This window comes from Oceanobacter kriegii DSM 6294 (genome assembly GCF_000422845.1).
GTDB lineage: Bacteria > Pseudomonadota > Gammaproteobacteria > Pseudomonadales > Oceanobacteraceae > Oceanobacter > Oceanobacter kriegii.
Map to the genome: position 1 here is coordinate 116,113 of NZ_AUGV01000007.1, position 26,107 is coordinate 142,219.

Below are 26,107 nucleotides of genomic sequence, written 5' to 3' on the forward strand. Positions count from 1 at the left end.
AACGGTTCAAATATTGATCAAAAGCAATACGGATCACAGTACCGATTGAACCTGCTTGAGTTGTTGCCTGTCCCAGCCGATGCTGCAAGAGCTTGTGGAATCATTCTGCCCCACCTTTCAAGCTTGTAACGAGGCTGTTCAGGGGCTTCGTATCGTTCTATCTGCAAGCCCCTGCACTGAGAATCTACATCAGACACACAACACAGGAGACATCACCATGAAACTGACAAGCCGAAGCCTGACCGATGGCCAGCCGGTGCCAGCACAGTACGCATTCGCCGTACCCGATGCCAAAAACCATGTCGCCCTGTCGTACAACCGCAACCCGGAACTGAGCTGGTCCGACGCTCCCGAAGGTACCCGCTCATTTGTGGTTATCTGCCATGACCCGGACGTGCCCTCCGTCGGTGACGATGTGAATCAGGAAGGAAAAACCGTTCCTGCCGATCTGCCCAGAGTCGATTTTTATCATTGGCTGCTGTGGAATATTCCAGCCTCTGTGTATTCCATTGCCAAAGCCAGCCATAGCAACGGCGTCACCGCCAAAGGCAAACCGGGACCGGACGCCGCCAACCAATGGCAGCACGGCCTGAACGATTACACCGGCTGGTTTGCTGGCGATGCCGACATGGGTGGCGAATACTACGGCTATGACGGCCCTTGCCCACCGTGGAACGACAGCATTGTGCACCGCTACATTTTCACCGTGTACGCGCTGGATGTAGAGTCCCTGCCATTGGGCGCAGGCGTAACGGGTGCCCAACTGCGTGAAGCCATCGCAGAGCATGTGCTGGGTGAGGCGTCTATCACCACTACTTACACACTCAACCCCGAGTTGCTTTGACCGCTTTTGAATGTCGTTTGAATACGGCTAAAGACGCGTAGCCGGGGGTATGTAACCCCGGCTCTATCATCAGAAGGCATCCGGACAGCGAGGCTCCCCAGCCACGGTGCAGTTTTCCGCTGCCACCGGCTCTCCCCACTGACGTTCCAGCGGCATCGTGCCCGCAAAAACCGGCCAGTCCAGATCATCCTTGTCGTCCAGCGGGTCACCGGTGCGCACTTTTGCGGATGCGTTATCAATGCGAATTCGCATCACTGCCGTTGCGTTCACTTCGTTAGCCGTCATCGGCCGCAAGCTATCCCAACGCCCCGGACTGATTTTATCGACCATCAGCTGCAGATGACGGGCTTTTTCTGACATTTCCTCCACCAACTCAGGCACCCCAAATAAAGTCACCGAGCGGTAGTTGATGGAGTGATTAAACGCACAACGGGCCAGTACCAGTCCGTCCAGCGCACAGACGTTGATGCACACCGACTCAGCAGCCGTACCGCTGGCGTTACGTGCCTTGCTGTGGCCGTGCCAGTAGAGGTATTCGCCCTCCCGCCAATGACAGTTGGGCGTGACAAACACCTGCCCTTCCTTTTGCTGGGCAATGTGACACACAAGGGTTGAATCAAGAATATCGTTAACCGTCTGACGGTCGTACAGCGCCCGCTTTGGTCCCCGCTTGACGGTAGATTGCGGGGATTTAAGGCTCTCGAGGGTCCGTTCGCTTTGCGGTTGCATGGTGCAGCTCCATTAATTACTTCTGTATTGTTCAACATACTCATCAATGAAGTTATTCTTTCGACATCTGGACTTTCCATAAATATCCAGTTCTTGAATTTATAACCAGTCCAGTTATTCACCCCCAAAAAAATACCGGTTGCGGAGAATCGTTGATGCCGTACACGCCCAAGCAAGCATCCGAGAAAACACCTGATCAAACACCCAGGCGTCCTCCGTCTTCCGGACAAAACTTTGCTGGCCTGACACTCAGTATTGATTCCGACAGTAGCCTTGCTGGCTACGCGCAACTGGTTGAGCAAATTCAACAGGCCATTCACAGCCAGCAGTTACCAGAAGGCACACGACTGCCGTCCAGTCGGGCGTTGGCACAGCAGTTGGGAGTTTCTCGCAGCATGGCCGTTCAGGCTTACGACGAGCTGATCAGTCAGGGATATTTGGTCAGCAAACCCAAACGCGGAATTGAAGTAGCCATCGACCTGCAGTCTGCGACTTTCAAGCAAACACGATCCTCGACAAGCTCAACCGATCACAGCCAGTCGCCACATAAGCCGACAAATCCGGAACGGCAAGAGTCAGTGCAACCACCCCCTCATATGCTGGATTCCGGTGCTGATAGTCGCGCATTTCCGAATAAACAGTGGGCCGCTGCCATGCGCAAGAGCTGGCTGTCGCCGGATAGCCGCATTCTGGAAGGACGATACCACGCAGGCTTTCCGCCACTGCGCCGTGCCATTGCCGATTATTTGTGCCAGGTGCGTCGACTGGAGGTTAAACCCGAGCAGGTATTTATTACCTCCGGCAACCGGGACAGCCTGAGCTTGTTGCAGCATTGCATCGAGGCTTATTCGAATCAGGCTGCCACGCAACAGCCTGCTCGGGACCACACTGACAATGCACCACACGCACAATCAGAACCTGTTCGCTGGTTTGTAGAGGACCCAACTTTCCCACCCATTCTCTCGGCACTGGCGCAACACCAGCCCGGAATACTTAGAGTCTTTTCTGAGGACGAGATCAATACGCTGGGGCCGGATTATGGAAGCAGTAGCAACGGCGAAGCGGGATTTACGGACTATGGCAATGGCACAGAGATTCCGACGGGTAAGCATTGGGCGGCGGTGGTAACACCCAATCGGCATTACCCATTGGGTATCAGTTGGCGCTCTGAACTTCGACAAAAGTGGCTGCAAGCTGCCGTAGACAACCGCGGCTGGATTCTTGAGGACGACTACGACACGGAGTTTGTATTTCAGGGCAAGCCTGGCCTACCGCTGATGCAAACCGCCATGCTGCGAGCCGATACGGCTGAACGGGTTTGCTTGCTGGGCAGTTTTTCGAAGATTCTGTTTCGCGGGTTGCGCATCGGTTATCTGGTGGTGCCGCAAACCATGACAGAACACATGCTTAATACCCAGCGTGACCTGGGGCTATCGGCCTCACTGGTCGCTCAGCCAGCCGTCGCTGAGTTTATCGAATCCGGCCAGTTGGCACGTCACCTCAACCGCATGCGCCGCCACTACCGTGACAAGCGGGATCAAACCCACCAGCTGTTGCAGCAGCATTTATCTGAGTTCTGCGACTGGCAGCTGCCAAACGCTGGCATGCACTTTCTTCTGCGCTTTAAACAGCAGTTGATTGAAGGCTTTGATGAGAGCGCAGACACTCAACGGGAGCAACGGCTGGACGCAGAACTGGCAGAAACCATGGCACAGGAAGGTTTACGACTGATGTTACTGGCCGACCACTTCGCCCAGCCACAACAGGTGCCCCCGCATCAGCAAGGGTTTCTGGTCGGCTTTACGGCCCAGCCGATTGAAACAACCGCCCATTGGATTGAACGAATAGCCGTAGCGTTGAAGAAGCTGACGGATCAAGAATACGGGGGCTAACCTACTCCCGCCACTGACCTGGATAATCTGAAGCTAGCTATTCCCACCAAAAACGTCCATCAAAAACACCCAACAAAAATGCCCGCATCGGCGGGCACTCAGGTTTCTTCTGCGTTAAATCTTGCAGATCAGTACTCGGGCAACCGGATGGCTTTGAAGATTTCTGCTACCTCGGCACGGTTGGAACAGGCAGATGCCTCTTCGATAACGGCTTTGGTCAAATGTGGCGCAAATTCGGCAATGAAGTCGTACATATAGCCGCGCAGGAAAGTCCCCTTACGGAAGCCAATACGTGTCACGCTCGGCGCAAACAAATGACTACCATCAATAGCCACCAGATCAGAATCGGCTTCTTCATCCACCGCCATGCTGGCGACAATGCCGACCCCAACGCCCAAGCGCACGTAGGTTTTGATGACATCGGCATCCGCTGCGGTAAAGGCAACTCGCGGCGTCAGGCCGCGGCTCTTGAAGGCGTCGTCCAATTTGCTACGGCCGGTAAAACCAAACACGTAGGTAACCAGCGGATAGGCAGCTACCTGCTCCAGTGATGGCCGTTTGAATTGCGCCAGCGGATGATTACGCGGCACCAGAATGCTGCGATTCCAGCGGTAGCACGGCATCATGATCAGGTCGTTGAAAAGCTCCATACCCTCGGTGGCGATGGCAAAGTCCACCGAGCCATTGGCGGCCATTTCAGAAATCTGGGTTGGTGTGCCCTGATTCATGTGCAAGCTGACGTCCGGGTATTTGCTCATAAAGCGCTGAATCACGCTCGGCAAGGCATATCGAGCCTGGGTGTGCGTCGTGGCAATGGTCAGCGAGCCTTTGGCTTCATCGCTGAACTCCTGCGCAACCTGTTTGATGCTGTCCACCTTACGGAGGATTTCACCGGCAATTTTCAGAATGGCCTCACCGGCTGGTGTCACACGAGTCAGGTGTTTGCCGCTGCGGGCAAAAATCTCAACACCAAGCTCGTCTTCCAGCAAGCGAATTTGCTTACTGATACCGGGCTGTGAGGTATAGAGCACCTGCGCGGTGGCAGATACATTCAGATCGTGGTGCGCCACTTCCCAAATGTACTTGAGCTGCTGAAGCTTCATGTTCCCTCCGGCTTAGCATTGAGTCAGTTATGGTTATAAAAATATAAGTAAATATTCTTTTTAAGTATAGATAACACCAACTAGAGTACTGCCGCAATACCCTCCAGCTTTTTGGCAGTTTTTTACCTACTTATGGACATTTTGCTCTATATCCTCGCAGGCGCAGGCGTCGGCTTTGTTGTTGGCCTGACAGGCATTGGCGGCGGCGCTCTGATGACCCCACTGCTGCTGCTGTTTGGTTTTCCTGCTCATACTGCCATCGGTACCGACCTGATGTATGCGGCGCTGACCAAAGCATCTGGCGCCATCACCCACCATCGCCAGGGTCACGTCGACTGGTCCATTCTGCGTCGACTGGCGCTGGGCAGTATAAGTGCCGCTCTGGTCACTGGTCTCGTACTGGATCTCTATTTTGACGACGCTGACCAATATGGCCACATATTAACCAATGTTCTTGGAGCAATGCTGCTAATTACAGCTTGCTCTATCGTGCTGCGCGGACAAATTCAACGTTGGTCGGGCAAATTGCTGGGCGGCCACCCGAACAGCATTGCGGTTTTGACCGTACTATCGGGTGTTCTGCTGGGCGTTCTGGTGACCTTGTCGTCCGTGGGTGCCGGTGCCATTGGTACCGCCATTTTGATGGTGCTGTACCCAGCGTTGCGTTCCACCCATGTGGTGGGAACCGACATCGCCCACGCCGTTCCACTGACGCTGGCAGCCGGTTTGATTCATATCTATCTGGGCAATGTGGACTTTATGCTGCTGGGCGCACTGCTGATTGGCTCTATCCCTGCCATTCAGGTATCCAGCCGTCTGGCCAAGCACATTCCGGACAACGTATTGCGCAGCCTGTTGGCCACCATGTTGTTTGGCCTTGGTCTAAAATACGCGCTGTTCTGATTCGACTCGGGGCTCGATTCCAGAGCCCCCACACCGTAAAGCCTAGCCCCAAACCCTAGCTCCAAACCCTAGCTCCAAACCCTAGCCCTAGCCCCAGCCTTAGCCCCAGCCTTAGCCCTGGCCCCACAGGTCGCCGGTAACGCCGGCGCTGTTTTCTCCCGGCCATTGAACCTCCTGCTGACACCACTGCTGCATGATCCAGCGGTGGAACTCCGGCACATCACGATTGCCGGCGGTGTGCCAGAACACATACGGCGTTTTCCCTTCCTGCAGCCACTGATGCAACTTGCTGAACCACTGATCCAGATACGTGCGATTGCGTTCAAACTGTCTGAAACCGATAAAACGCACAATCGGGTTCGGACCGGATGCCACAGCATGTACGGGCATTCGCGGTTTTTTGCGCTGGGCATCCAGCAGCTCTTCGTCATCACCCTGCTCCGCCATGATGCCACGGGTATCAAAGATCACCCGATCCATCTGACGACTGTGCAGCTCTCGCAACAGCGTGGCTTCGTTCGGCGATTTGTCGAAGAACGATAAATGACGGCACTCCAGCGCCAGCTGCAACGGCACACCATTGGAATACTGCCCGGATGCCAACGCATCCATGGTTGCCAGAATTTCGCCCATAGCACGGGCTTCTACCGAAGCCGGCAGTTGCAGCATCAAGACGCCCAGTTTGTTTGCATCGCGTCCTACCAGTGCATCCAGAAATGCACCGAACTCCCGGCCGGGCTGCCCTTGCAGAGCCACCTGCATGCTGCGGCTATGGCTGATATCGCGCGGCACCTTGAAGCAAAAGCGAAAGTCATCGTTCACCTGATCCAGCCACTGCGCCACACGCTCTTTGCCCGGCAAGGCATAAAACGTGGTGTTGCCTTCAACCGAACCAAATACCTGACTGTATTGCGACAGGGCGCCACTGCTTGTTTGTTCCAATGTCATCAATTTGCCACGCCATTCTGGCAAGAACCACATGGGCAGCCCCATTCGCAGACTATGCTGTAAAGAAGGTGGTAATAACGGCGATTGAGGGAATGAATGTGTTTTTTCAGTTGTATTTGTCATAATCAGCCGGATTATAACTATCCGTAATTCTCGAATGCGTTTTTGGCATGTAAAGTTCGGATGTTTTCTGGCCGCACAATCAATGATTGCCAGCAACATGCCTCAAAGGCCCGAGATTACGTAAAGAAAGGGACTCAGTCATCTGTCCCGCTGCCCAATGACCAACCGTCATGCAGTATGAATTAGCGCCGATGTTCAGAGCGACCTTCAAACAGGGTCGACTCAACACCGCCACAGAGCGGCACGGCAACCTTTAGAGAGTCAACAAATCAGGATCGTTATGTCAGACAATCGCGTCGATGACTTGAATATTGAGTCGATCAACCCACTGATCACCCCAGCAAAACTGAAGTCCGAGATGCCAATCTCCGACACCGCCGTCGCCAGCGTACGCGAAGGCCGTCAGGTGATCCGTGACATTCTGGACCGCAAGGACAAGCGTGTTTTTGTGGTTATTGGCCCATGCTCCATCCACGATGTAGAAGCCGCCAAAGACTACGCCCAGCGTCTGAAGACACTGGCCGAAAAAGTATCTGACACCCTGTATCTGGTGATGCGTGTTTACTTCGAGAAACCACGTACCACCGTGGGCTGGAAAGGCCTGATCAACGACCCATACATGAACGACACCTTCAAGATTGAAGACGGTCTGCACATTGGTCGTAAACTGCTGCTGGATCTGGCCGAAATGGGCCTGCCATTGTCTACCGAGGCACTGGACCCGATTTCCCCACAGTACATGCAGGATCTGATTTCCTGGTCGGCCATTGGCGCACGTACCACCGAATCCCAAACCCACCGCGAAATGGCCTCTGGCCTGTCCTGTGCGGTTGGTTTCAAGAACGGTACCGATGGCAGCCTGACCGTGGCTACCAACGCCTTGCAGTCAGTGGCCAACCCACACCGTTTCCTGGGTATTAACGAAGATGGCGCTGTGTCCATCGTTCGCACCAAGGGCAACCACTACGGTCACGTTGTGCTGCGCGGTGGTGGCGGCAAGCCAAACTACGATTCCGTCAACGTCGGCCTGGCCGAACAGGCGCTGGAAAAGGCCGGTTTGATCAAGAACATCATGATCGACTGCTCCCACGAAAACTCCAGCAAGAACCCGGCCCTGCAGCCAGCGGTACTTGACAACGTGACCTCCCAGATTCTGGAAGGCAACCAGTCCATTGTTGGTCTGATGGTTGAATCCAACCTCAAGCACGGCCGTCAGAACATTCCGGCTAACCTGAATGATCTGGAATACGGTTTGTCGGTGACCGATGGTTGCATCAGCTGGGACGAGACCGAAGAAGCCCTGCTGACCATGCACGAAAAACTGAAAGACGTACTGCCAACCCGCGCAGGCTAACGTCAGCTTCAGCAATAAAAAACGGCTCCGGCAGCAATGCCCGAGCCGTTTTTTGTCTGATCGTTCGCCTGAAAGCATAGTTTGGAAACAGAGCCAGAAAACAGAGCTTGGAAAAACGTCCTGAAACCAGAGCTGGCATCCTGAACCTCACACTCTGCCACCCACAAACCACTTTCTAACCACACTTTAGACGCACTCTAACCACACCTCAGATACACGGCAGGCATGCCGGCACTGACAAGTTCGCCACTTCACCGTATGATTTCGCGCTGAAAAATTCCGCTGGAGCACGTTTGATGTCTGAATCCCCTATCCGTCTGACCGAGTATTCCCACGGTGCCGGTTGTGGCTGCAAAATTTCTCCCAAAGTATTGGATAAGATTCTGGCATCCCAGCTGAACCTGCCGGATTCGCCCAACCTGCTGGTTGGCAATAGCTCCAAGGACGATGCCGCCGCCTACGACATTGGCAACGATCAGGTGGTCCTGAGCACCACAGACTTTTTCATGCCGATCGTTGATGATCCATTTGATTTCGGACGTATCGCTGCCACCAACGCCATCAGTGATATCTACGCCATGGGCGGCAAACCGCTGATGGCGATCGCCATTTTAGGCTGGCCAATCGACAAGCTGGCCCCGGAAGTGGCACAGCAAGTGGTAGACGGTGGCCGTCAGGCCTGTGCCGATGCAGGTATTCCGCTGGCGGGCGGGCATTCGATTGATGCACCGGAACCTATTTTTGGCCTCGCCGTCACCGGTCTGACTACCAAATCCGCGCTGAAACAGAATAATCAGGCCCAGGCAGGCGACCTGCTGTATCTGACCAAGCCACTCGGCATTGGCATTCTGACCACCGCCCAGAAGAAGAAAATTCTCAAGCCCGAGCATACCCATCTGGCCCGCGACATCATGTGCCAAATGAACACCATAGGCGCACAGGCATCCCAGCTGGATGGTGTAAACGCCATCACTGACGTCACCGGTTTTGGCCTGATGGGCCATCTGCTTGAAGTGTGTGAAGGCAGTGGCGTTAACGCCGACGTCACACTGGCCAATGTGCCAGTGATTCCGGAAGCGGCCGAGTACCTTGCTCAGGGTGCGATTCCTGGTGGCACCCTGCGCAATCAGGACAGCTATGGCCACAAACTGGCCGAGATGCCAGAGGGTGTTAAAAACCTGCTGTGTGATCCGCAAACCTCGGGCGGTTTGTTGATTGCCGTAAGCCCTGCTCAGGCGGCTGCGCTGGAAGCTTTGCTGGCAGACGCAGGCGCTCAAAACTCGGTCATCGGCCAACTGGTCGAACGCACGGACAGCAGCGCTCCGTTTGTGTCAGTCACTGGAGATTTCTGATGAGCGACCAGATTGCGCGTCCGGATACCAACGATTTTCTGAATATCTTTCTTAACGATATTCCGATGATCGACACCCGGGCGCCGATTGAATTCAAAAAAGGCGCTTTCCCTACCAGCGTCAGCCTGCCACTAATGACCGATCAGGAGCGCGCCAAGGTTGGCACCTGCTACAAGAAATTTGGTCAGGACGAGGCCATCAAGCTGGGCCACCAGCTGGTCAAAGGCGAGGTAAAGGAAGAGCGCCTAAACAAGTGGCTGCAATTTACCGAAGAAAACCCACAAGGCTATTTGTACTGCTGGCGCGGTGGTTTGCGCAGCCAGACGGTACAGCGCTGGATCAGCGAAGCCGGTGTCGACTACCCACGGATCACCGGCGGCTACAAGGCCATGCGGACCTGGATTCTGGGCGAATTTGAACGTCAATGCCGTGACATGCCCAAGGTCGTGCTGGCCGGCAAAACTGGCTGCAACAAAACCGGCTTGCTGAATTCACTGGCCAACAGCATTGATCTGGAAGGCCTGGCCAACCACTTTGGTTCCGCCTTTGGTAAACGCCCGGACGGCCAGCCCAGTCAGCTGGATTTCGAAAACGCCCTCGCCGTTGCCATGCTGAAAGCAGAACACAGCGATGCCGGCAAACAAGGCCTGCGCACGGTATTTGAAGACGAAAGCATGCTGATTGGCCGCTGCGCCTTGCCGCCGGTATTCCGTGAATCGCTTAACCACAGCCCGGTAGTACTGCTGGAAACATCGCTGGAAGAGCGCATTGAGCACAGCTTCAACAACTACATCCTGTCGAAGCTGCAAGATTGGCAAGCCCAGGTCGGCGAAGACGACGCCTTTACACGCTTCAGCCACGACCTGGTGGATTCTCTGCAACGTGTCAGCAAACGCCTTGGCGGTGTACGCTACAAGCAACTGTCCGAACAACTCGACAGCGCCCTGCAAGCGCATAAAAACGGCGATTCAGAACAGCACAAAAGCTGGATTACTGCCCTGCTGGTCGATTATTACGACCCCATGTACGAATACCAGCTTCAGAAAAAGCTCGACCGGGTGGTGTTCAAAGGCAATCGCGAGGAAGTTTCCGCGTTTCTGGCCGCTATGCGCTGAGCCGAACAACGGATGCTGGACCGCCAACCGGGCAGTCCAGCATCCGGTCTGCCACAGATTACTTCTTCAAGTCTTTCCGCAACTGCTTGGCGAAACCCTCAGCCAGTGGAATCAGAAACACATCAGCGTCCTCAATACGGTCTGTCGCTATACCCAGAACATAGTCAGTGCCAACGGTAAAACTCTTGCTGGAGCTATAGCGCACCGACTGATCCCAAAACAGGCGATCCTCATCCAGGTGTCCGCGAATATCCACCGTCATGGCAGGCTCAACCTTGTAGGTTTCGGAACGGGTGCCCAGGCCAAACCCCGTGGATGTGGTCTCCATGTACGGATAATCGACACTGGCGTGCAAGGTCAGGTAATCCTGATTGTACTCCGGGTACTCTCAGGTGATGTTAATCAGCTCGTTCTGGTCACCATGCTGCATGGTCACACTGATGGCCTCTTCCTTGACTAAAGGAATACCCGCTGCGTTGCGCACCCCATCAAACATGATTTGCTCAAACTGAGTCAGCTGCTCAATCAAACGCGCCGTTTCTTCCTCGTCCATCGCATCTTCGATGGCCTGCACCACGCGTTGAATCTCGCCCAGCTTGGCAAGCAGGCTCTTGTCTTCATCGTTCGCCCCCGTCAGTGGTTGTAAATCCACAACGATGCGCTGCAAGTGCACATCGCCAGAGTAATTGTGCGTCAACTGCTGACTGGCACAGCCCACCAGCAAGAGCGGCAGTAACCAAATGAATTTCATGATCCCGATTCCTGTTATGAAGAGTTATGTGTCATTGTCGGGCGATTCTCCAACGTCAAGCCCTAAAGCGCCAGAGAGATGGCTATTTATTGCAGTAAATGGCCGATTCGTGAATTACCTCACAGATCGTTTGATTGTCCGACCATCCTACGAAAAGGTCTGATCTGGATCACAGTTTCATAGTGACATCGTCCCTATTCTGAACGCTCCTTCATTTTCACAAGGAATAGATAATGAGACTGCCTGCATTGCACCAAGGCATCAGACGCACCCTGGCGATCACCGCCGCGCTGATGATCACGCCACTGGCGAGCGCCGCCACGGATCTGGACGACACCACGGCGTATCCGGGTGCCCCGACCTTTCCAACCGACTATTTGTGGATTGATGCTGACGAGCTGAACAGCCTGCCAACGTCTGGCACAGCGTGGGAAAACATGCTGGAAGCGGCAGAGGAAAAAACCCGCGGTGGCAACCTGGCCGATCAGGATGACCAGACCAACACCAACGTTCTGGCCAAGGCACTGATTTATGCCCGCACTGGCGACGAGGATATTCGCAAGGACGTGATCAAGTCGGTCATGAACATTCGAGGCAGCGAAGACAACGAAGACGGCACCACACTGGCGCTGGGCAAGGAGCTGATTGCCTATGTACTGGCAGCCGATCTGGTGAAACTGCCAGAAAAGAAAGACGCCAAATTCAAAGCCTGGCTGGAAGAAGTGATGGTGAAAGAATACCCATCCGGCAAGACTCTGGTATCGACCCATGAAGTGCGTCCGAACAACTGGGGCACGTTTGCCGGCGCCAGCCGCCTGGCTGCTGCGGCTTACCTGCAAGACGAAGCCGAAGTTGCTCGCGCTGCGAAAATTTTCAAAGCCTGGCTTGGCGACCGCGACCTTTACAGCGACTTCAAATTCAAGGAAGTCGACTGGTGGCAGTACGAACCGGACTACCCGGTAGCCATTAACCCGGTAGGCGCGACCAAGGAAGGCCATAACATCGATGGCGCACTGCCGGATGACATGCGCCGCGGTGGTGAATTCAGCTGGCCACCACCAAAGGAAAACTACGTTTACTCAGCCCTGCAAGGCGCTGTTGCTCAAGCCGTACTGCTGGACCGTCTGGGTTACGACGTATGGAACTGGGAAGACCAGGCATTACTGCGGGCCTTTACCTGGCTGAACGAAGTCGCCGACTACCCGGCCGAAGGTGACGACACCTGGCAGCCATACATCATCAACAAGGTTTACGGCACCGACTTCGAAACCACGTCACCAACCAAACCGGGTAAAAACGTTGGCTGGGCCGACTGGACACACCCGGGCGAAGAAGAGGCTGACGTCGAAATTCCTGCCGAGTGCATGGTCTACTTCGAGTAATCCCAATCACCCCGGGGTGTTCGACTGAACCCCCGGAAGAACTAACGGCCAGCGCCAGCATTTGTTGGCGCTAGCTGTTTTGTTTTATGGCCCTATTTATTTCAAGCAGGGCTCAAACCAACTCCTGGGGACACTCAGAATAACTCGGTGCCCGCTCTGGATGACAGGGCGAAGCTGAGTCACGAAGCTGGTTTGCAGGCCTGACGGGTCAAGTCAAAAATCAGCGACACAGAATCAGCAATGCCCTGTCATCCCCTTCGGGCGCGGCCTGCAGCTCGCCAGAACAGCGTTGGCGAACTTGAAAAGGACTCGTCATTTCGCTGCATTCGCCGCCTTGTTCTGACAACCTGCAGGACTCGCGCAGAGCTGTGCAGAGTTATTCAGAGGGTCCCTAGCATCGAAAGGCAAGCATTTGGTCCGCTAATTTCATATACTCCGCGCTCCATTTTACGCGCCCTATTGAACGGCGTGATCACATCCATCCCTGTGAGGAAGCCCGGAGATGACTCTCTTCAAACGTCTGGTAGCGTCTGCTGCCCTGATGGCCGCCGCGGCGGTTGCCCAAGCTGAAACTTTTGTATTTACCGCCATTCCGGATCAGGACGAAAGCCGCCTGATGGAACGTTTTGGCAAGGTCGCCAACTACCTGTCTGATGAGCTGGGCGTTGAAGTAAAGTACATTCCGGTTAAATCCTACGCTGCCGCTATCACTGCATTCCGCAACAACCAGGTACAACTGGCGTGGTTTGGTGGTTTGTCCGGTGTTCAGGCACGTCGTCTGGTGGACGGTTCTGAAGCTCTGGCCCAGGGCTACGAAGACCAGTTCTTCAAGTCTTACATCATCGCCAACACCGACACTGGCATTGAACAAACTGACGATCTGGCATCACTGCAAAAGCAATTCGAAGGCAAAACCTTCACCTTCGGTTCCAAAGGCTCTACCTCTGGCCGCCTGATGCCGGAATTCTACCTGCGTGAAACCTTCAATGAAGCTCCAGATGAGCTGTTCAGCCGCGTTGGTTTCTCTGGCGACCACTCCCGTACCGTGACTCAGGTTGAATCCGGTGCATACCAGATTGGTGCTGTAAACTTCAGCGTTTGGGACACCATGGTTGCCAGCGGTCGTGTTGACACTGACAAGGTTCGCGTCGTTTGGACCACGCCAACCTACCCGGATTACCAGTGGACCATTCGCGGTGACGTGAACGACCATTTCGGCAAAGGCTTCAAAGCCAAGGTGACGGAAGCACTGCTGAACATGAAAGACGAAGACCTGCTGGGCAGCTTCCCACGCAAGAGCTTTGTACCGGCCAGCAACGCCGACTACCAACCAATTGAAGACACCGCCAAGGCCATTGGCCTGATCGACTGATACGCTGACGGCACAGAGCATCAACACCGTGAGCTTGTATCAACTGCAAGACCTGACGCTGGGATATGCGGGACAACCGGTATTGCAAAACCTGTCGCTGACCATTGAGTCGGGCGAAAAGGTGGCACTGGTTGGCCCGTCCGGCGCGGGCAAGTCGACCTTGTTGAACCATTTGTATGGCATCGACCCGGATCGGGCTGCCCTGTGCCCTCAGTCTGATGGCCTGGTCGATGTTCTAAGCAGTTACCACAACATTTTCATGGGCGGTTTACACCGTCATGGCCGTCTGACTTCGTTGTGGAATCTGATCAAACCGCTGCAGCAAGCCAAAGCCGAAGTATCGATGCTGGCGGAGCGACTTGGCCTCAGCGACCAGCTGTGGAAATCCGTCGATCGTTTATCCGGCGGCCAACGTCAGCGAGTGGCTTTGGGACGGGCCTTGTATCGTCAGCAGCCCATTCTGTTTGGCGACGAGCCGGTCTCTGCCCTCGACCCGCAGCAGGCTCATGATTTGCTGAAGTGGGTTCTGGAGCGCCATCAAACAGCCGTGGTGTGCATGCACAACCCGCAGCTCACTAGCGCCTTGTTTGATCGCGTTGTGGCACTCAAACAGGGCCAGTTGGTTTACGATGGTCCGGCCCAGTCTCTCACCGAGCAGGATTACCAAACCCTGTACAGCGACTCGCCTGATACTCCCGCCCCCGTTTTTAGCACATCAACCAGCCATTCAGGCTCCCTGCCGCTCAGCTGCGTCAGTCCCGGCAAACCGGCGGACTGAGTCATGTCGGAAACACTCCCAACAGACGCCCGTTACTTTCGCTCAGCATCCAGCGCCAGACGTCTGACCGCCATTATTGCGTTATTGGCCATCGCCGCCGCCATGGCGTTGCCTTTTGCCGACATCGAGGTCCACGCCACTTCCCCCTGGCAGGAACTGGGTCGTATTGGCCTGGGAATGATCACACCGCAGGTGGAAGACATCGGTAGTTTGTTGTCTGCCTTGATGCACACCGTCGCCTTTGCCTTGCTGGCCGTTGTGATCGCAGCCCCCTTGGGGTTGCTTACCGCACTGATGTTTCATTGGTGGCCGGTGCGGGCTTTCTGTGCCGTCATTCGCTCGGTTCATGAAATTTTCTGGGCACTGATCTTCATGCAGGTGTGGGGCTTAAGCCCAACCACCGGGCTGCTGGCCATTCGCCCTATACCGGCGTCTTTGCCAAGGTGTTTGCAGAAACCCTGGCGTTGCAGAACGACACGCCGGAACGCAGCCTGCCACAGGCACCTCGCCTGATTCGCTGGGTCTACACCCGCATCCCACAGGCCTGGCCAGCACTAAGCCAGTACACCCGTTATCGCTTTGAATGTGCGTTGCGCTCCAGCGCGATTCTGGGGTTTATCGGGTTGCCCACGCTTGGGTTCCATCTTGAAACTGCCTTCAAACAAGGCCAGTACAGCGAAGCCGCCGCTCTGCTCTGGAGCTTTATGCTGCTGATTGCGACCATTCGCTACTGGCTACGGCCTCGTGCGCTGCCCTTGTATGTCATCGGTGCTTTTTTCGCCTTACCCGACACCGTTGGATTCACTAACAGCGGCTATTTGTGGCAGTTCATCAGCTGGGATATATGGCCTGCGCCACTGCGACAGGGTGACTGGACCGGTACAATTGACTGGTATTGGCAAATGCTGTCGGGCCAGGCATGGCAAGGGCTTTGGCAAACCCTGCTAATTTCGCAATTGGCGCTGTTCCTGACGCTATTACTGGTGTTGCTGGTCTACCCACTGGGCACCGCCAAACTGGCTCCAGCCGCTGCCCGCTGGCCCGGCAAACTGCTGCTTTTGCTGATGCGTTCGACGCCTGAAATGATTCTGGCGTACCTGTTCTTGCTGCTGTTCGGACCTTCCGGGTTACCCGCGGTATTGGCATTGGCCATCCATAATGGCGGTCTGATTGGTTTTCTGGTGGCTGGTAAAAGTCAGGCCGAGCATCTGCGCGCTCAATCAAGCTCGACTCAAACTGCGGCCATCGAATCTCCGCTGCTTCGCTATGCCTATCAGGAAACACCCAACCAATTACCCGCCATGCTTGCGTGGCTGTTTTATCGCTGGGAAGTGATTCTGCGCGAGAGCGCGATTTTGGGGATTCTGGGAATTGCCACTCTGGGCTTTTACATCGATTCCGGCTTTGAAGAGATTCGCTACGACCGGGCGTTCTTTCTGATTATGGTAGCCGCCAGCCTCAATATGCTGGTCGACGCCCTGTCGCGCCGACTGCGCAAACTGGCTGAAGCAGGGCCAGCCGGACGCGAAGCCTGAAATTGGCTTCGTGCCCGATCACTCTCTATCAAAAGCCCATCAAAAGCCCATCAAAAGCCCATCAAAAACCTGAAGACAGGATCACACGTTAAACGCTGTGGTCAGGTGCTTCAGGCCACTGGCCTGCTCCGACATCACCTTACAGGATGCCGCCGATTCCTCGGCCACGGCCGCGGTTGCCTGAATGTTGGTTTCGATGGTTTTCATGGCGCTGGCCACTTCACCAATGCTTCCCGACTGATCGCGGATGACATTGGCAATTCGCTCAACCCCCTGATTAACCTGATTGAACGACTCAACCACCCGGCGCAATACATCGCCAGAGCCTTCAGCGACTTCGGTACCAATGGCCACGCGCTCGATGATCTCGTTGACCAACTCCTTGATCTCCCGCGCTGCATCGGTCGAGCGCCGGGCCAACGTACGCACTTCACCCGCCACTACTGCAAAGCCACGGCCCGATTCTCCAGCCCGTGCGGCCTCTACCGCGGCATTCAATGCCAACAAGTTGGTTTGGAAGGCAATGCCATCGATGGCCTGAATGATGGAGCCAATCTTGTTGCTGGAATCACTGATATCCTGCACCGAGCCCACCACTTTCTGCATGGTCGCCTGGCCTTCCAGTGCCGCGCTTTCGGTGGCTTTTGATACCCGTACAACCTGGCCCACTTCTTCAATGTTTTTCACACCGGCTTCGCGAATATGCTCCAGCGACGCCATGGTTTCCTCAACCGCAGCCGCCTGTTGCTCGGTACGATTACTGATGTCCGAGCTGCCCTGGTCGAGTTGCTGGGAGGCCATCAAGACTTCGCCGGACGAATCCTGAATCTGACCAATCATGCTGGTCAGGTTGGCAACGGTGGCATCGATATCCGAACGCAGCGATGCGAAGTCGCCCGGAAAATCCCCTTCCACCCGCATCGCCAGATTACCTTCCGCCAATTGCGACAGGCTTGCACTGATCAGATGATTGATTCGACGAATCTGATCCAGTGAGCTGTTGATGTTCACCTTCAAGCGATCCAGATCGCCCTTCATGGTGGATTCCACCCGCGATGACAGCTGGCCCTCTGCAACTTTCGACATCACACCGGCAATGTCCTGAATCGCACTATCGAGCTGTGCCATGGCGGCTTCAACGCTTTCGATGATAAGCCCATAACGCCCTGGTAGCTTGCCACCAGCCAGCATTTGGTCGGCATGAGAAAAATCGCCATCCGCCAAGCAGCCCATCATGGCCTCAATGGCTTTGAAGACGTCATTCAGCGCCACCAGCGTCTGGTTAACACCGGTTTTCAACCCTTGCAACTCACCCGGAAAGTTCGCCTCGATGGGCTCGGTGACTTCACCGGCAGCGACTTTTTTCAGCGCCACGTCGGTTGAACGAATCACACCTCGAATCGCCTGCTTGGCACGATTGGCATTGGTCACCGTGGCGCCAAACTCACCTTTCAGGGAGTCTTCTGAGGTTCTTTCCAGCACCTCAAAATTGCCGTCCGCCAACTCATTGGTGATGCAATTAATGTCTTTCATCGCCGCCGACACCGAGTGGCTGGTGCTATTGATCGATACCGCGAGATTTTTCAGATGGCCACGATAGCGCTCGGCCGACATGGTCTGAAATTCACCTTCAGCCAAATGTTCGACCACATTGGTGCAGTCGCGAATGGATTCTTCCACCGACGTCATCAAACGATTGAAGTGCTCGGCCAGTGCGCCAATTTCGTCCTTGGTAGTCACCGGTGCCCGACGAGAAAAGTCAGAGCTTTCGGTAACCCCTTTAATAGCTTCCAGCATGGCAACAATCGGCGCGGTGATGACTGGCGGGAAATGACGCATCACCAGATAACAAACCACCAAACCCAGTGCCAACGTCAACAACTGCTGGCCGCGAGCCAGCCAGGAAATCAGGTCTGACGCCTCTGTGTTCTCATAGGCTTGCTTGATCACAGGGCCGGTAATTTCATCAAGAATCACCCGCACGTTTTCAAAACTCTTCAACCCAGAGCCAAAACTCAATGCCATGGCAGCCTGACGATCGGATTCATAGCCACTGCTGTACAGGGTTTTGATTTGCTCGGCTTCAACCTTCCATTGATCAATCAAGCGCAGAAACTCGTCACCTTGCGCCTTGATTTCAGGAATCTCCATCAAGTCACGGAACTGTACGATTCGGCTTTGCGCCTGATCGATGTTTTCCAGGTAATAGCTGGCCATGTCGTTAAACGCCGCCGTTCCTGGCTCCATGGTCGCCAAACTGCGTTCCGCCATTTGTGCCTGGTACAAGTCACGGTCGGCCTGCAAAACGTAATCGAGGCCCGGTAAATCCTCATAAGCCAATGTATGTGTATTGGACGACAACAAGGACACAAACAGAAAGCTGGCGGCAAAGCTGATAACCAGCACCACCGCAAGCACCATTAGGGGAAGCTGCAATTTTGATTCAAAGCTGCGGCCATCCAGCATTTGTTTGAGAGAGTCTGGCATCCTGTACTCCACGAATCCGACGTATAAATAGAGTGGTAACGGAACGTCACGCGGTTGCGACATTTGGACACCTGACCGCACCAAACACTACACTCGCGCCATTCACACAAAGAGCCTAGTCGGTTTTTGGAGGATTGCTTTACATATCTAATAATAAGTTCGATTACCATCAAATGCGCCAACCCCATAAACCCGGCATTTTGACGAGATTGCTAATAACCACAGGTGATTATTGAACCTTTAGCCAGAATCTTACGTTACATGATCAGATTGTCTTACAAATTGTTGTTGACGGAGTTATACAGACGTATACATTCGTAGGTCACGGAAGACACAAGACCTGGTGCGGCATGCGGAACCTGAAACACACGCAAGATGGGGACACATTACAAAGCTCGGATATTGGCGCACCCAGCGGCTCAATGCCGGCCCTGCAGGACCGTCGTTCGGACCATGGGCTCAGAACTGCCATTTCTGCCGTTGAACGACACCTGATCCGCTTTGAGGGCATTGACCGTTTTCTATCCTGCTGCATTGAACAGCTGATGGTTTTGCTCGATGCAGAAGTCGGTTACGCCTACCTCAGAACCGGCTACAACGCCGACCAGCGCCGGGTTAATAAAGAAGAGCAAGAAGATGGCGATGCACTGGTTTATTGGGATTTTCGCATTTTTCTGCAAACCATCGACGGCAAACCCACCGAGCTACCCAACACCTCCAACAGCACCTACATCCCCGAATCTTTAACCACCCCCATGATTCTCGGCCACTGCCTTAATGAGCACGCGCCGTTTAACCATGAGATCCCAATCCCCAAAGACTGCCCGGAACTGCACAATTACAGTTTGGTACCCGTGTGCGACCAGACCGGTCTGTATGCCGTTCTGATTATCTGCAACGCTCATTCAGATTGCTCAGCCAAGCTGGAAGGCCGCATCAAGCCCTTTATCAAAGCAGCATCGGCCGTGATGCGTTTTATTGACAGTTCCAAACGTAAGGGGCTGCCTGCACAAACCCTTCAAGGCGAACGGGATTTTTTGCTGGATGTCGATGACCTGCTGAACAATACCTTTGACGGTTTGGTCATCATCAATGACGACAACCGGGTGGTATTCTGCAATGCGGCAGCCGCCAGCATGGTTGGCATTGGTCAAGACGTTATCAATGGCAGTAGCATTGAATTCTATCTACCCGCAGGCTCTCCGCCACTGACTCGCGAATTACGGCCAAGAAAATCCACATTGGATACCTGGCACGGCCTGACCCTGCAACACACCAACGGAACCCTCTCAAGTGTGGATGTGCGCTATTTCGACATTTACCGGGGTGCCGTATCGCTGCGAGTGCTGGTGCTTCGGGGAGACGCAGACAACTCCCTCAGCAAAGAAAGCAGCAGCGCCATTCACTACAGTTTCCGGGTGCTCACCAATGTTGCACCGGTTGGCATTATCCAGTTAAACCGCGACTGGGAATGTACTTATGTTAACGACACCTGGTGTGAATATTCCAAGTTATCGCCTTCTGAATCGTTGGGTATTGGCTGGATAAACGCGCTCCATGAACTCGATCGTCAAACTGTTCTGGAGTCGATCCGTTCAACGTTGATCAGTCAGGATAAATACGAAGGTGAATTTCGCCTGCAAACGCCCTATGGCTCCACCCGTTGGGTGAAAGCCAACGCCTGCAATCTGTATACAGATACGGGCAGTGTCAGTGGCTTGATCATGACCTTCAGTGATATCACTGATCACCTTAAAACCGAACAGGCACTGCGCAACCTGGCGGAACGGGACCAGCTTACGGGCCTGACCAATCGTGCGTTTTTCAGCAACCGGATGGAGGAGTCGCTAAAAAATATTCAGCGCCTGGAAGACGTTTCCCTGATGTTCCTGGACCTTGATGACTTCAAACACATTAACGACACCCTGGGACATGATGCTGGAGACGAGCTGCTAAAAGCCGTGGCGACCCGACTGCAAGAAAACCTTCGTAAAGTCGACACCATTGCCCGTCTGGGGGGCGACGAATTTGTGGTACTGGTGTGCTCGCTAACCAATCAGAACCACTTGCACTTGATTGCTGACAAAATCATCGAAATATTCAAACAGCCGTTCAGGATACTCGAGCGTAGCCTCTATATTACCTGTTCCATGGGTATTGCCAGCGCCAGTGGCCTGAGTACCAGCAGCACTCAATTAATGAAACAAGCCGACGTTGCGCTCTACAAAGCCAAAGCCGCCGGCCGTAACCAATACCGGTTTTACACTCGCGAGATGGACAAATACGCCGACCTTCATATTCATCTGCGACAGTCATTAAAAGAAGTAGGCCGCAACGATTTCTCGGTGGTGTATCAACCACAAGTGGACATCCGCACGGGCCGCATTGTTGGCATGGAAGCCCTGACACGCTGGAACTGCGAGGCTGCCCCGCACATCGGCCCGGATATTTTCATGAAAATGATTGAGCAGTCCGGCTTGATTGAATACTTCTCCAGATGGCTACTGGACAACGTGCTGGCCACTGCGGCCCGCCTGCAAAAATACCTGGGTAAAAACCTGCGTTTGTCGATGAACCTGTCTGGCCGGCAGTTTCACAATGAGTTTCTGGCCGATGAACTGATTGGTGAGTGCAAAAACCGTGGTATCGAGCCGTCAGTGATTGAACTGGAAGTCACTGAAACAGCCCTGATCGATGACACCGAGCTGGCCCAGAGAACCCTGGGGCAGCTGCGCAGCGCCGGTTTTCATATCGCACTGGACGACTTCGGTACCGGCTATTCTTCGCTTGCTTACCTTCGAAAAATGCCTATCGACACCCTCAAAATCGACAGCTCGTTTGTACAGGATGTATTGGAAGATCAGGAAGATGCTCAAATCGTCGAGGCCATTCTGGCGTTGGCGAAAACCCTGCGGCTCAACATTATTGCCGAAGGTGTCGAAGATACCCGCACAAGTCACTGGCTAAAGGTAAGAAATTGTTACATCCATCAAGGTTTCTTATATCATCGGCCCATGACAGAAGCCGAGCTGACCCAAAAGCTCAAGCACCAACACTCTTTACCCAATCTGGTATCGGATTCACATCCCGGTACCCAGTTGTCCATTTTGCAGGACGACCATTGGGAACCTGGCCAGGAGGCTTGATTCGTGAACGACGAAAACGGTAACGCACCGTCCCACTACATTGGCATAGGTGCATCTGCCGGCGGCTTGGAGGCGTTGCAGGAGTTCTTCAAGCACGTCCCGTCTGACACCGGCGCGGCATACATCATTGCCCAGCATCTGTCCCCCGACTTCAAAAGCATGATGCCCGAGCTATTGGCCAAACACACTGATATGCCAATCCATCAGGTGTCCGATGGCATCACCGTCGAAGCGAACAGCATTTACCTGATGCCGCCGCGTACCAACATGCTGATGGCCGAAGGCTGCTTGCTGTTGTCCGAACAGATGAAAGACGCCAATGTCCACCACCCTATAGACATTTTCTTACGCTCGTTAGCCAAAGATCAGCATCACAACGCCATTGCGATTGTGCTGTCGGGCACCGGTAGTGACGGCACCAAAGGCATTCAGGCCATGAAAGAGTCGGATGGCATGGTGATCATCCAGGAACCCGGCTCGGCCAAATTCGACGGCATGCCCACCAGCGCCTATCGCACAGGCCTCGCCGACCTCGTTCTGACCCCACAGGAAATGGGTCCGAACCTGGTCAACTACATCAACATGGCACGCAGCACCGATCAGGGTAAATCCATCCGCTTCCATTTGAATGAGGCGGAAGAAACCATGTCGGAAATATTCCGACTGCTGAAAGATCAGTCCTCGATCAACTTCAGCCAGTACAAGGCTTCTACCGTTGCCCGCCGTATTGAGCGCCGCCTGACCATCAATCAGCTGTCATCACTGGATGCGTACCTGCGCTTCCTGTTGGAGTCGCCGAAGGAAATCCAGATCCTTAACAAGGAACTGCTGATTGGTGTTACCCGCTTCTTCCGCGACAAGGAAGCCTACGACCTGATTGAACGGGACGTAGTACCCAAAATTGTTGAACGGGCGGTAAAAGACAAGGACAACGTCCGTTTGTGGATTGCAGGCTGTTCCACTGGCGAAGAAGCCTACTCGTTAGCCATGCTGGTCGACGAACACATTCGTAACAAGGGTTACACTTGTGATGTGAAGGTGTTCGCCACCGACGTCGACGAGCAAGCCATCGTCGAAGCCAGTGCTGGCCGCTACCATCAGGACATCGTTCAGGACATCCCGGAAGAACGCCTGCACTATTATTTTGAACCCAAAGGCGACACCTGGGTGGTCAGCTCGCGCTTGCGCCAGATGGTGATCTTTGCGGCTCACAATATGATTGAGGACCCCCCGTTCTCAAACATCGACCTGATTTCGTGCCGCAATGTGCTGATCTATTTCCAGCATGCGGCACAGAAGAAGGTTCTGGCGTCGTTGTATTTCTCGCTGAAGAAAGACGGCTATCTGTTCCTGGGGTCATCGGAGTCGCTGGGCGAACTCAGCACACACTTTGATACCCTGAACGAACGCGCCAAGATTTTCGCCAAGGTCAGCAACAAGCGCGTGCCTATTGGCAGTGCACCGCCGCGGCGTGCCGATGGCATTGCCTACACTCAGGCCAATCAGGCCATGGCTCCGGTATCGACCATTTTCCGGCCCAATCGCAGCAACGGAAAAAATCAGATGTCAGCCATTCTTGAGCGTATTCTCGAGCAATATGCGCCAAACTGCGTGGTATTGAACGACCTGTTTGAAGCCATTCATTTGTACGGTGATGTATCTCCGTACCTAAAAGGCATTCGTCCGGGCCGAGTGAGCCATAACATCAAGGAAATGGTGAACGACGAGCTGAGTATTGCCATCTCAACCGCACTATATCGCTGCGAAAAAGACGGCGAAGACGTGTTTTACAAAGACGTTGTGATGGGTGCTGACACCGAACACCAGCACAGCATCGATATTTCCGTGCTCAACGTACGCGATCCCGAGCACAGCAACAGCCCTACGTTCTACGTATTGCAGTTCTTGCCTCAAAGCGCCGACATGACCGCCAACACCAATCAGGTGAAGGTGTCGTTTGACGCTACCGAGCAGAGCCGTCAGCGTATTCGTGACCTTGAGCAGGAATTGGTCAAGAAGCAGGAGCACCTGCAAGTCACCATTGAAGAGTTGGAAACCACCAACGAAGAACTGCAATCGGCCAACGAAGAATTGATGTCGGCCAACGAGGAGCTGCAAAGCACCAACGAAGAATTGCAGTCAGTGAACGAAGAACTGTACACGGTTAACAGCGAATATCAGGAAAAGATTTCCGAACTGACCGAGGTGAACAGCGACCTCGACAGCGTCATGAACGCCACTGACATCGGCATTGCCTTCCTCGATGAGCATCTGACCATCCGTAAGTTCACGCCGCCAACCGCTCGTTACATTCACCTGCGCGGTACCGATATTGGTCGTCCGTTCCACCACATTTCCCATGAACTGGATTACCCGGACTTCCTCAACGACATTGCCAAGGTCAGCAAGGGTGAAGGCGCTATTGTCAAAAGCACCAGCGCCCACAACGGCCACGCTGTACTGGTTCGTATCCTGCCGTACTACAAAGGGCACCCTCAGGTTGTTTCCGGCGTATTGGTAACCATCACCAACATTTCCCGTCAGCAGTTCATCGAGTCAGAATTGCGGCGCACTCAGGAAACCCTGCGCAAGGCCATGGGTGACCGCATGATCGCCGCTGGTAAAGAACCGGCATCGCCGATTCGGGTGAAGGTATTGTTGGTGGATGACGACCTGGTCGACCGCAAACTGGTACGTCGTTTACTGAACGAAACGGACAATCGTGAGTTCATTATTGATGACTTCGAAACCGCCGAGGACGCGCTGGACGCCGCCAAGCGCGAAGACTTTGACGTCTTCCTGCTCGACTATCGTTTGGCAGACACCACCGCCGCCGACTTTGCTGCACAGCTGCGCAATCAGGGCATTCGCACACCGATCATTGTGCTGTCTGGCTTATCTGACGTATGGCAGGACTTCGATTTTGGCGTCGGAGGTATTTACGATTTCCTCAGCAAGGATCAGTTATCTGCCCCACTGCTGGTGCGCAGTATCGACTATGTGATTGAGCGTCATCGTATGACCGAAGTGATCGAGGGACTGAGCTAGTCACCACCCCGGTGACTTCATTTCCACCAGCCGACTGATCAGTCGGCTGGTGTCTTCCTCAAGCGCCGGGTTCTCCAGCAGTTCCAGGATCGGCACCTCTGAACTGATAAACAGCCGGCGCCGGTATTCATAAGCCACATCCACCAGCCAGATAAACCGACGCAGTGCATTCGGGTTTTCCAGCTGTTTATGAAAGATGCCCGTCAGCACCAGCGTATCGAAAGCTTCTACAAGCTGCAGGTAATCAAGGTGACTTCTTGGCCCTACGCAGGTTTCTTCAAAATCGAGCCAAACCAGCCCTTCGTTGTTACTGATTTCTTCCGTCTCGTTTGCGCCAGACTCAACCGATTGATATTCATCCGTTCTTGGGCGACACAAGCGAACAGGCATAGTGCGATTACGAAGCGGTATTTCCTGGGATGTTGACTCATCTGGCAACGAGCAGCCCAGTGTATTGGCAATGGCTTGATCGGCCGTCAGGGAGACTGGCGCCAAATGAAATTCCGGCCAATCGTCAATCGCGCATCCCAAATTACGGTAACGGTAATCGCGTTCTCCGTTCAGCGTCATCACTTCAAAGTGGTGGTGAATCATGGCGATGCAATTCAGTGCTCGATGGTGCACATCCGGGTCTGGCAGCAAGTCATCGGGGGTGTAATTTGACGTCAGAACCACAAACACCTGGCGCTCAAGCAATACTTTCAGGAATCGCTCGAACAGAATTACATCGGCAACGTCGTGCAGGTGAAATTCATCCAGGCAAAACACCTCGCAGCTGTCTGCCAGCTCATACGCCATCATGGTCAGATAGTCGGTTTGACCGATGTTGGCGTTCATGCCCTCGTGCAAATCACGCAGAAAATTATGATAGTGAACACGACGTGCCTGCGGACCCGATGTGGCCACCAAGGCATCCATCAGCATGGTTTTTCCGCGCCCGGGGCGCCCCCACACATAGGCGCTTTTCATGCGTTTCGACAGCAGACGTCCGATGCCGCCAGCGCGCTGGCTGGACGCCCGTTTCATCAACATGGACAAGCTGTCGCAGACCTGCTGCTGAGCAGAATCGGGCTGGATATTGTGGCGTTGGAAATATTCGGTGATTGGCATCAGGCAGAAAACAAAATCAGCAACAAACAGATAATAAAAAGCCCCGCAATCAGAAGATGACGGGGAAAACAGGCGGGATTGTAGAACACCAAAAAAACACTGACAGCCAAAGCAGCGGGAAAAAGATTATCCCGC

At 54.2% G+C, this 26,107-nt stretch carries 20 protein-coding genes; 13 read left to right on the plus strand and 7 right to left on the minus strand.

All coding sequences use genetic code 11. The annotated features are described in order from the left end of the window. The first annotated feature begins 217 nt into the window (after positions 1-217). A complete protein-coding gene (locus G516_RS0105845; protein WP_028292872.1) occupies positions 218-844 on the plus strand; it encodes a YbhB/YbcL family Raf kinase inhibitor-like protein in 627 nt (208 codons plus the stop codon). A 69-nt stretch (positions 845-913) separates the two neighbouring features. Here the strand turns inward: G516_RS0105845 and G516_RS0105850 are convergent, their stop codons facing one another. After that, positions 914-1,573 (minus strand): pyridoxamine 5'-phosphate oxidase family protein, encoded by a 660-nt coding sequence (locus G516_RS0105850; RefSeq protein WP_028292873.1) that lies wholly within the window; start codon positions 1,571-1,573, stop codon positions 914-916. 155 nt (positions 1,574-1,728) lie between these two features. Between G516_RS0105850 and G516_RS21230 the strand changes: the two genes are divergently transcribed. Continuing rightward, on the plus strand, positions 1,729-3,465 hold the full coding sequence (locus tag G516_RS21230) for an aminotransferase-like domain-containing protein (protein WP_051218989.1): 1,737 nt from the start codon (positions 1,729-1,731) through the stop codon (positions 3,463-3,465). 128 nt (positions 3,466-3,593) lie between these two features. Here the strand turns inward: G516_RS21230 and cysB are convergent, their stop codons facing one another. Then, the gene (gene cysB, locus G516_RS0105860; RefSeq protein ID WP_028292874.1) at positions 3,594-4,568 is read right to left on the minus strand and encodes an HTH-type transcriptional regulator CysB; all 975 of its coding nucleotides are present in this window, start codon (positions 4,566-4,568) and stop codon (positions 3,594-3,596) included. Between the two features lie 132 nt (positions 4,569-4,700). On the opposite strand from cysB, the gene G516_RS0105865 reads away from it, so the two are divergent. Continuing rightward, positions 4,701-5,471: a sulfite exporter TauE/SafE family protein gene (locus G516_RS0105865; protein WP_028292875.1), complete on the plus strand. Its 771-nt coding sequence runs from the start codon at positions 4,701-4,703 to the stop codon at positions 5,469-5,471. A 111-nt stretch (positions 5,472-5,582) separates the two neighbouring features. Here the strand turns inward: G516_RS0105865 and G516_RS21235 are convergent, their stop codons facing one another. Continuing rightward, on the minus strand, positions 5,583-6,452 hold the full coding sequence (locus G516_RS21235) for a DUF72 domain-containing protein (protein ID WP_051218990.1): 870 nt from the start codon (positions 6,450-6,452) through the stop codon (positions 5,583-5,585). 370 nt (positions 6,453-6,822) lie between these two features. Between G516_RS21235 and G516_RS0105875 the strand changes: the two genes are divergently transcribed. From G516_RS0105875 to mnmH, 3 genes are all read left to right on the plus strand, one after another. Then, on the plus strand, positions 6,823-7,896 hold the full coding sequence (locus tag G516_RS0105875; protein ID WP_028292876.1) for a 3-deoxy-7-phosphoheptulonate synthase: 1,074 nt from the start codon (positions 6,823-6,825) through the stop codon (positions 7,894-7,896). Between the two features lie 296 nt (positions 7,897-8,192). Further along, the gene (gene selD / locus G516_RS21240; RefSeq protein WP_036534804.1) at positions 8,193-9,248 is read left to right on the plus strand and encodes a selenide, water dikinase SelD; all 1,056 of its coding nucleotides are present in this window, start codon (positions 8,193-8,195) and stop codon (positions 9,246-9,248) included. Then, complete coding sequence (gene mnmH / locus G516_RS0105885; protein WP_036534809.1) at positions 9,248-10,363, plus strand: tRNA 2-selenouridine(34) synthase MnmH; 1,116 nt, start codon at positions 9,248-9,250, stop codon at positions 10,361-10,363. Before selD ends, mnmH begins: the two co-directional genes overlap by 1 nt. Positions 10,364-10,421: 58 nt before the next feature. Here the strand turns inward: mnmH and G516_RS0105890 are convergent, their stop codons facing one another. Beyond that, complete coding sequence (locus G516_RS0105890) at positions 10,422-10,691, minus strand: hypothetical protein (RefSeq protein WP_169449498.1); 270 nt, start codon at positions 10,689-10,691, stop codon at positions 10,422-10,424. 60 nt (positions 10,692-10,751) lie between these two features. Then, positions 10,752-11,114, minus strand: coding sequence for a hypothetical protein (locus G516_RS0105895; protein WP_028292879.1), 363 nt, complete (start codon positions 11,112-11,114; stop codon positions 10,752-10,754). Between the two features lie 233 nt (positions 11,115-11,347). Between G516_RS0105895 and G516_RS21245 the strand changes: the two genes are divergently transcribed. The 5 genes from G516_RS21245 (at position 11,348) to G516_RS21255 (ending at position 16,181) form a co-directional block, all read left to right on the plus strand. Then, positions 11,348-12,496, plus strand: a complete 1,149-nt coding sequence (locus G516_RS21245; RefSeq protein ID WP_051218991.1) for an alginate lyase family protein — start codon at positions 11,348-11,350, stop codon at positions 12,494-12,496. A gap of 502 nt (positions 12,497-12,998) precedes the next feature. Then, the gene (locus G516_RS0105905; protein WP_028292880.1) at positions 12,999-13,868 is read left to right on the plus strand and encodes a putative selenate ABC transporter substrate-binding protein; all 870 of its coding nucleotides are present in this window, start codon (positions 12,999-13,001) and stop codon (positions 13,866-13,868) included. A 28-nt stretch (positions 13,869-13,896) separates the two neighbouring features. Then, complete coding sequence (locus tag G516_RS21250) at positions 13,897-14,646, plus strand: ATP-binding cassette domain-containing protein (RefSeq protein ID WP_084644897.1); 750 nt, start codon at positions 13,897-13,899, stop codon at positions 14,644-14,646. Between the two features lie 3 nt (positions 14,647-14,649). Further along, entirely contained in the window at positions 14,650-15,159 is a 510-nt protein-coding gene (locus G516_RS24935; RefSeq protein WP_211225067.1) for a PhnE/PtxC family ABC transporter permease, read from the plus strand. Beyond that, positions 15,090-16,181 carry a PhnE/PtxC family ABC transporter permease gene (locus tag G516_RS21255; protein ID WP_211225068.1) on the plus strand — a complete coding sequence of 364 codons (1,092 nt, stop codon included), beginning with the start codon at positions 15,090-15,092 and terminating at the stop codon, positions 16,179-16,181. Before G516_RS24935 ends, G516_RS21255 begins: the two co-directional genes overlap by 70 nt. Before the next feature lie 81 nt (positions 16,182-16,262). On the opposite strand, the gene G516_RS0105920 is transcribed toward G516_RS21255, so the two are convergent. Continuing rightward, positions 16,263-18,668, minus strand: a complete 2,406-nt coding sequence (locus tag G516_RS0105920; RefSeq protein WP_028292881.1) for a methyl-accepting chemotaxis protein — start codon at positions 18,666-18,668, stop codon at positions 16,263-16,265. A gap of 422 nt (positions 18,669-19,090) precedes the next feature. Between G516_RS0105920 and G516_RS23745 the strand changes: the two genes are divergently transcribed. Together G516_RS23745 and G516_RS0105930 are read left to right on the plus strand one after the other, a co-directional pair. After that, complete coding sequence (locus G516_RS23745; RefSeq protein WP_169449499.1) at positions 19,091-21,814, plus strand: sensor domain-containing protein; 2,724 nt, start codon at positions 19,091-19,093, stop codon at positions 21,812-21,814. 3 nt (positions 21,815-21,817) lie between these two features. Further along, entirely contained in the window at positions 21,818-24,862 is a 3,045-nt protein-coding gene (locus tag G516_RS0105930; RefSeq protein WP_028292882.1) for a CheR family methyltransferase, read from the plus strand. Here the strand turns inward: G516_RS0105930 and zapE are convergent, their stop codons facing one another. Beyond that, positions 24,863-25,972 (minus strand): cell division protein ZapE, encoded by a 1,110-nt coding sequence (gene zapE, locus G516_RS0105935; RefSeq protein ID WP_028292883.1) that lies wholly within the window; start codon positions 25,970-25,972, stop codon positions 24,863-24,865. Positions 25,973-26,107 lie beyond the last annotated feature (135 nt).

What these genes read in the sequence shown, in the direction of transcription:
- G516_RS0105845 (WP_028292872.1), top strand. Translation starts at nt 218, where the DNA reads ATGAAACTGACAAGCCGAAGCCTGACCGATGGCCAGCCGGTGCCAGCA.
- G516_RS0105850 (WP_028292873.1), bottom strand. Translation starts at nt 1,573, where the DNA reads ATGCAACCGCAAAGCGAACGGACCCTCGAGAGCCTTAAATCCCCGCAA.
- G516_RS21230 (WP_051218989.1), top strand. Translation starts at nt 1,729, where the DNA reads ATGCCGTACACGCCCAAGCAAGCATCCGAGAAAACACCTGATCAAACA.
- cysB (WP_028292874.1), bottom strand. Translation starts at nt 4,568, where the DNA reads ATGAAGCTTCAGCAGCTCAAGTACATTTGGGAAGTGGCGCACCACGAT.
- G516_RS0105865 (WP_028292875.1), top strand. Translation starts at nt 4,701, where the DNA reads ATGGACATTTTGCTCTATATCCTCGCAGGCGCAGGCGTCGGCTTTGTT.
- G516_RS21235 (WP_051218990.1), bottom strand. Translation starts at nt 6,452, where the DNA reads ATGTGGTTCTTGCCAGAATGGCGTGGCAAATTGATGACATTGGAACAA.
- G516_RS0105875 (WP_028292876.1), top strand. Translation starts at nt 6,823, where the DNA reads ATGTCAGACAATCGCGTCGATGACTTGAATATTGAGTCGATCAACCCA.
- selD (WP_036534804.1), top strand. Translation starts at nt 8,193, where the DNA reads ATGTCTGAATCCCCTATCCGTCTGACCGAGTATTCCCACGGTGCCGGT.
- mnmH (WP_036534809.1), top strand. Translation starts at nt 9,248, where the DNA reads ATGAGCGACCAGATTGCGCGTCCGGATACCAACGATTTTCTGAATATC.
- G516_RS0105890 (WP_169449498.1), bottom strand. Translation starts at nt 10,691, where the DNA reads ATGGAGACCACATCCACGGGGTTTGGCCTGGGCACCCGTTCCGAAACC.
- G516_RS0105895 (WP_028292879.1), bottom strand. Translation starts at nt 11,114, where the DNA reads ATGAAATTCATTTGGTTACTGCCGCTCTTGCTGGTGGGCTGTGCCAGT.
- G516_RS21245 (WP_051218991.1), top strand. Translation starts at nt 11,348, where the DNA reads ATGAGACTGCCTGCATTGCACCAAGGCATCAGACGCACCCTGGCGATC.
- G516_RS0105905 (WP_028292880.1), top strand. Translation starts at nt 12,999, where the DNA reads ATGACTCTCTTCAAACGTCTGGTAGCGTCTGCTGCCCTGATGGCCGCC.
- G516_RS24935 (WP_211225067.1), top strand. Translation starts at nt 14,650, where the DNA reads ATGTCGGAAACACTCCCAACAGACGCCCGTTACTTTCGCTCAGCATCC.
- G516_RS0105920 (WP_028292881.1), bottom strand. Translation starts at nt 18,668, where the DNA reads ATGCCAGACTCTCTCAAACAAATGCTGGATGGCCGCAGCTTTGAATCA.
- G516_RS23745 (WP_169449499.1), top strand. Translation starts at nt 19,091, where the DNA reads ATGCCGGCCCTGCAGGACCGTCGTTCGGACCATGGGCTCAGAACTGCC.
- zapE (WP_028292883.1), bottom strand. Translation starts at nt 25,972, where the DNA reads ATGCCAATCACCGAATATTTCCAACGCCACAATATCCAGCCCGATTCT.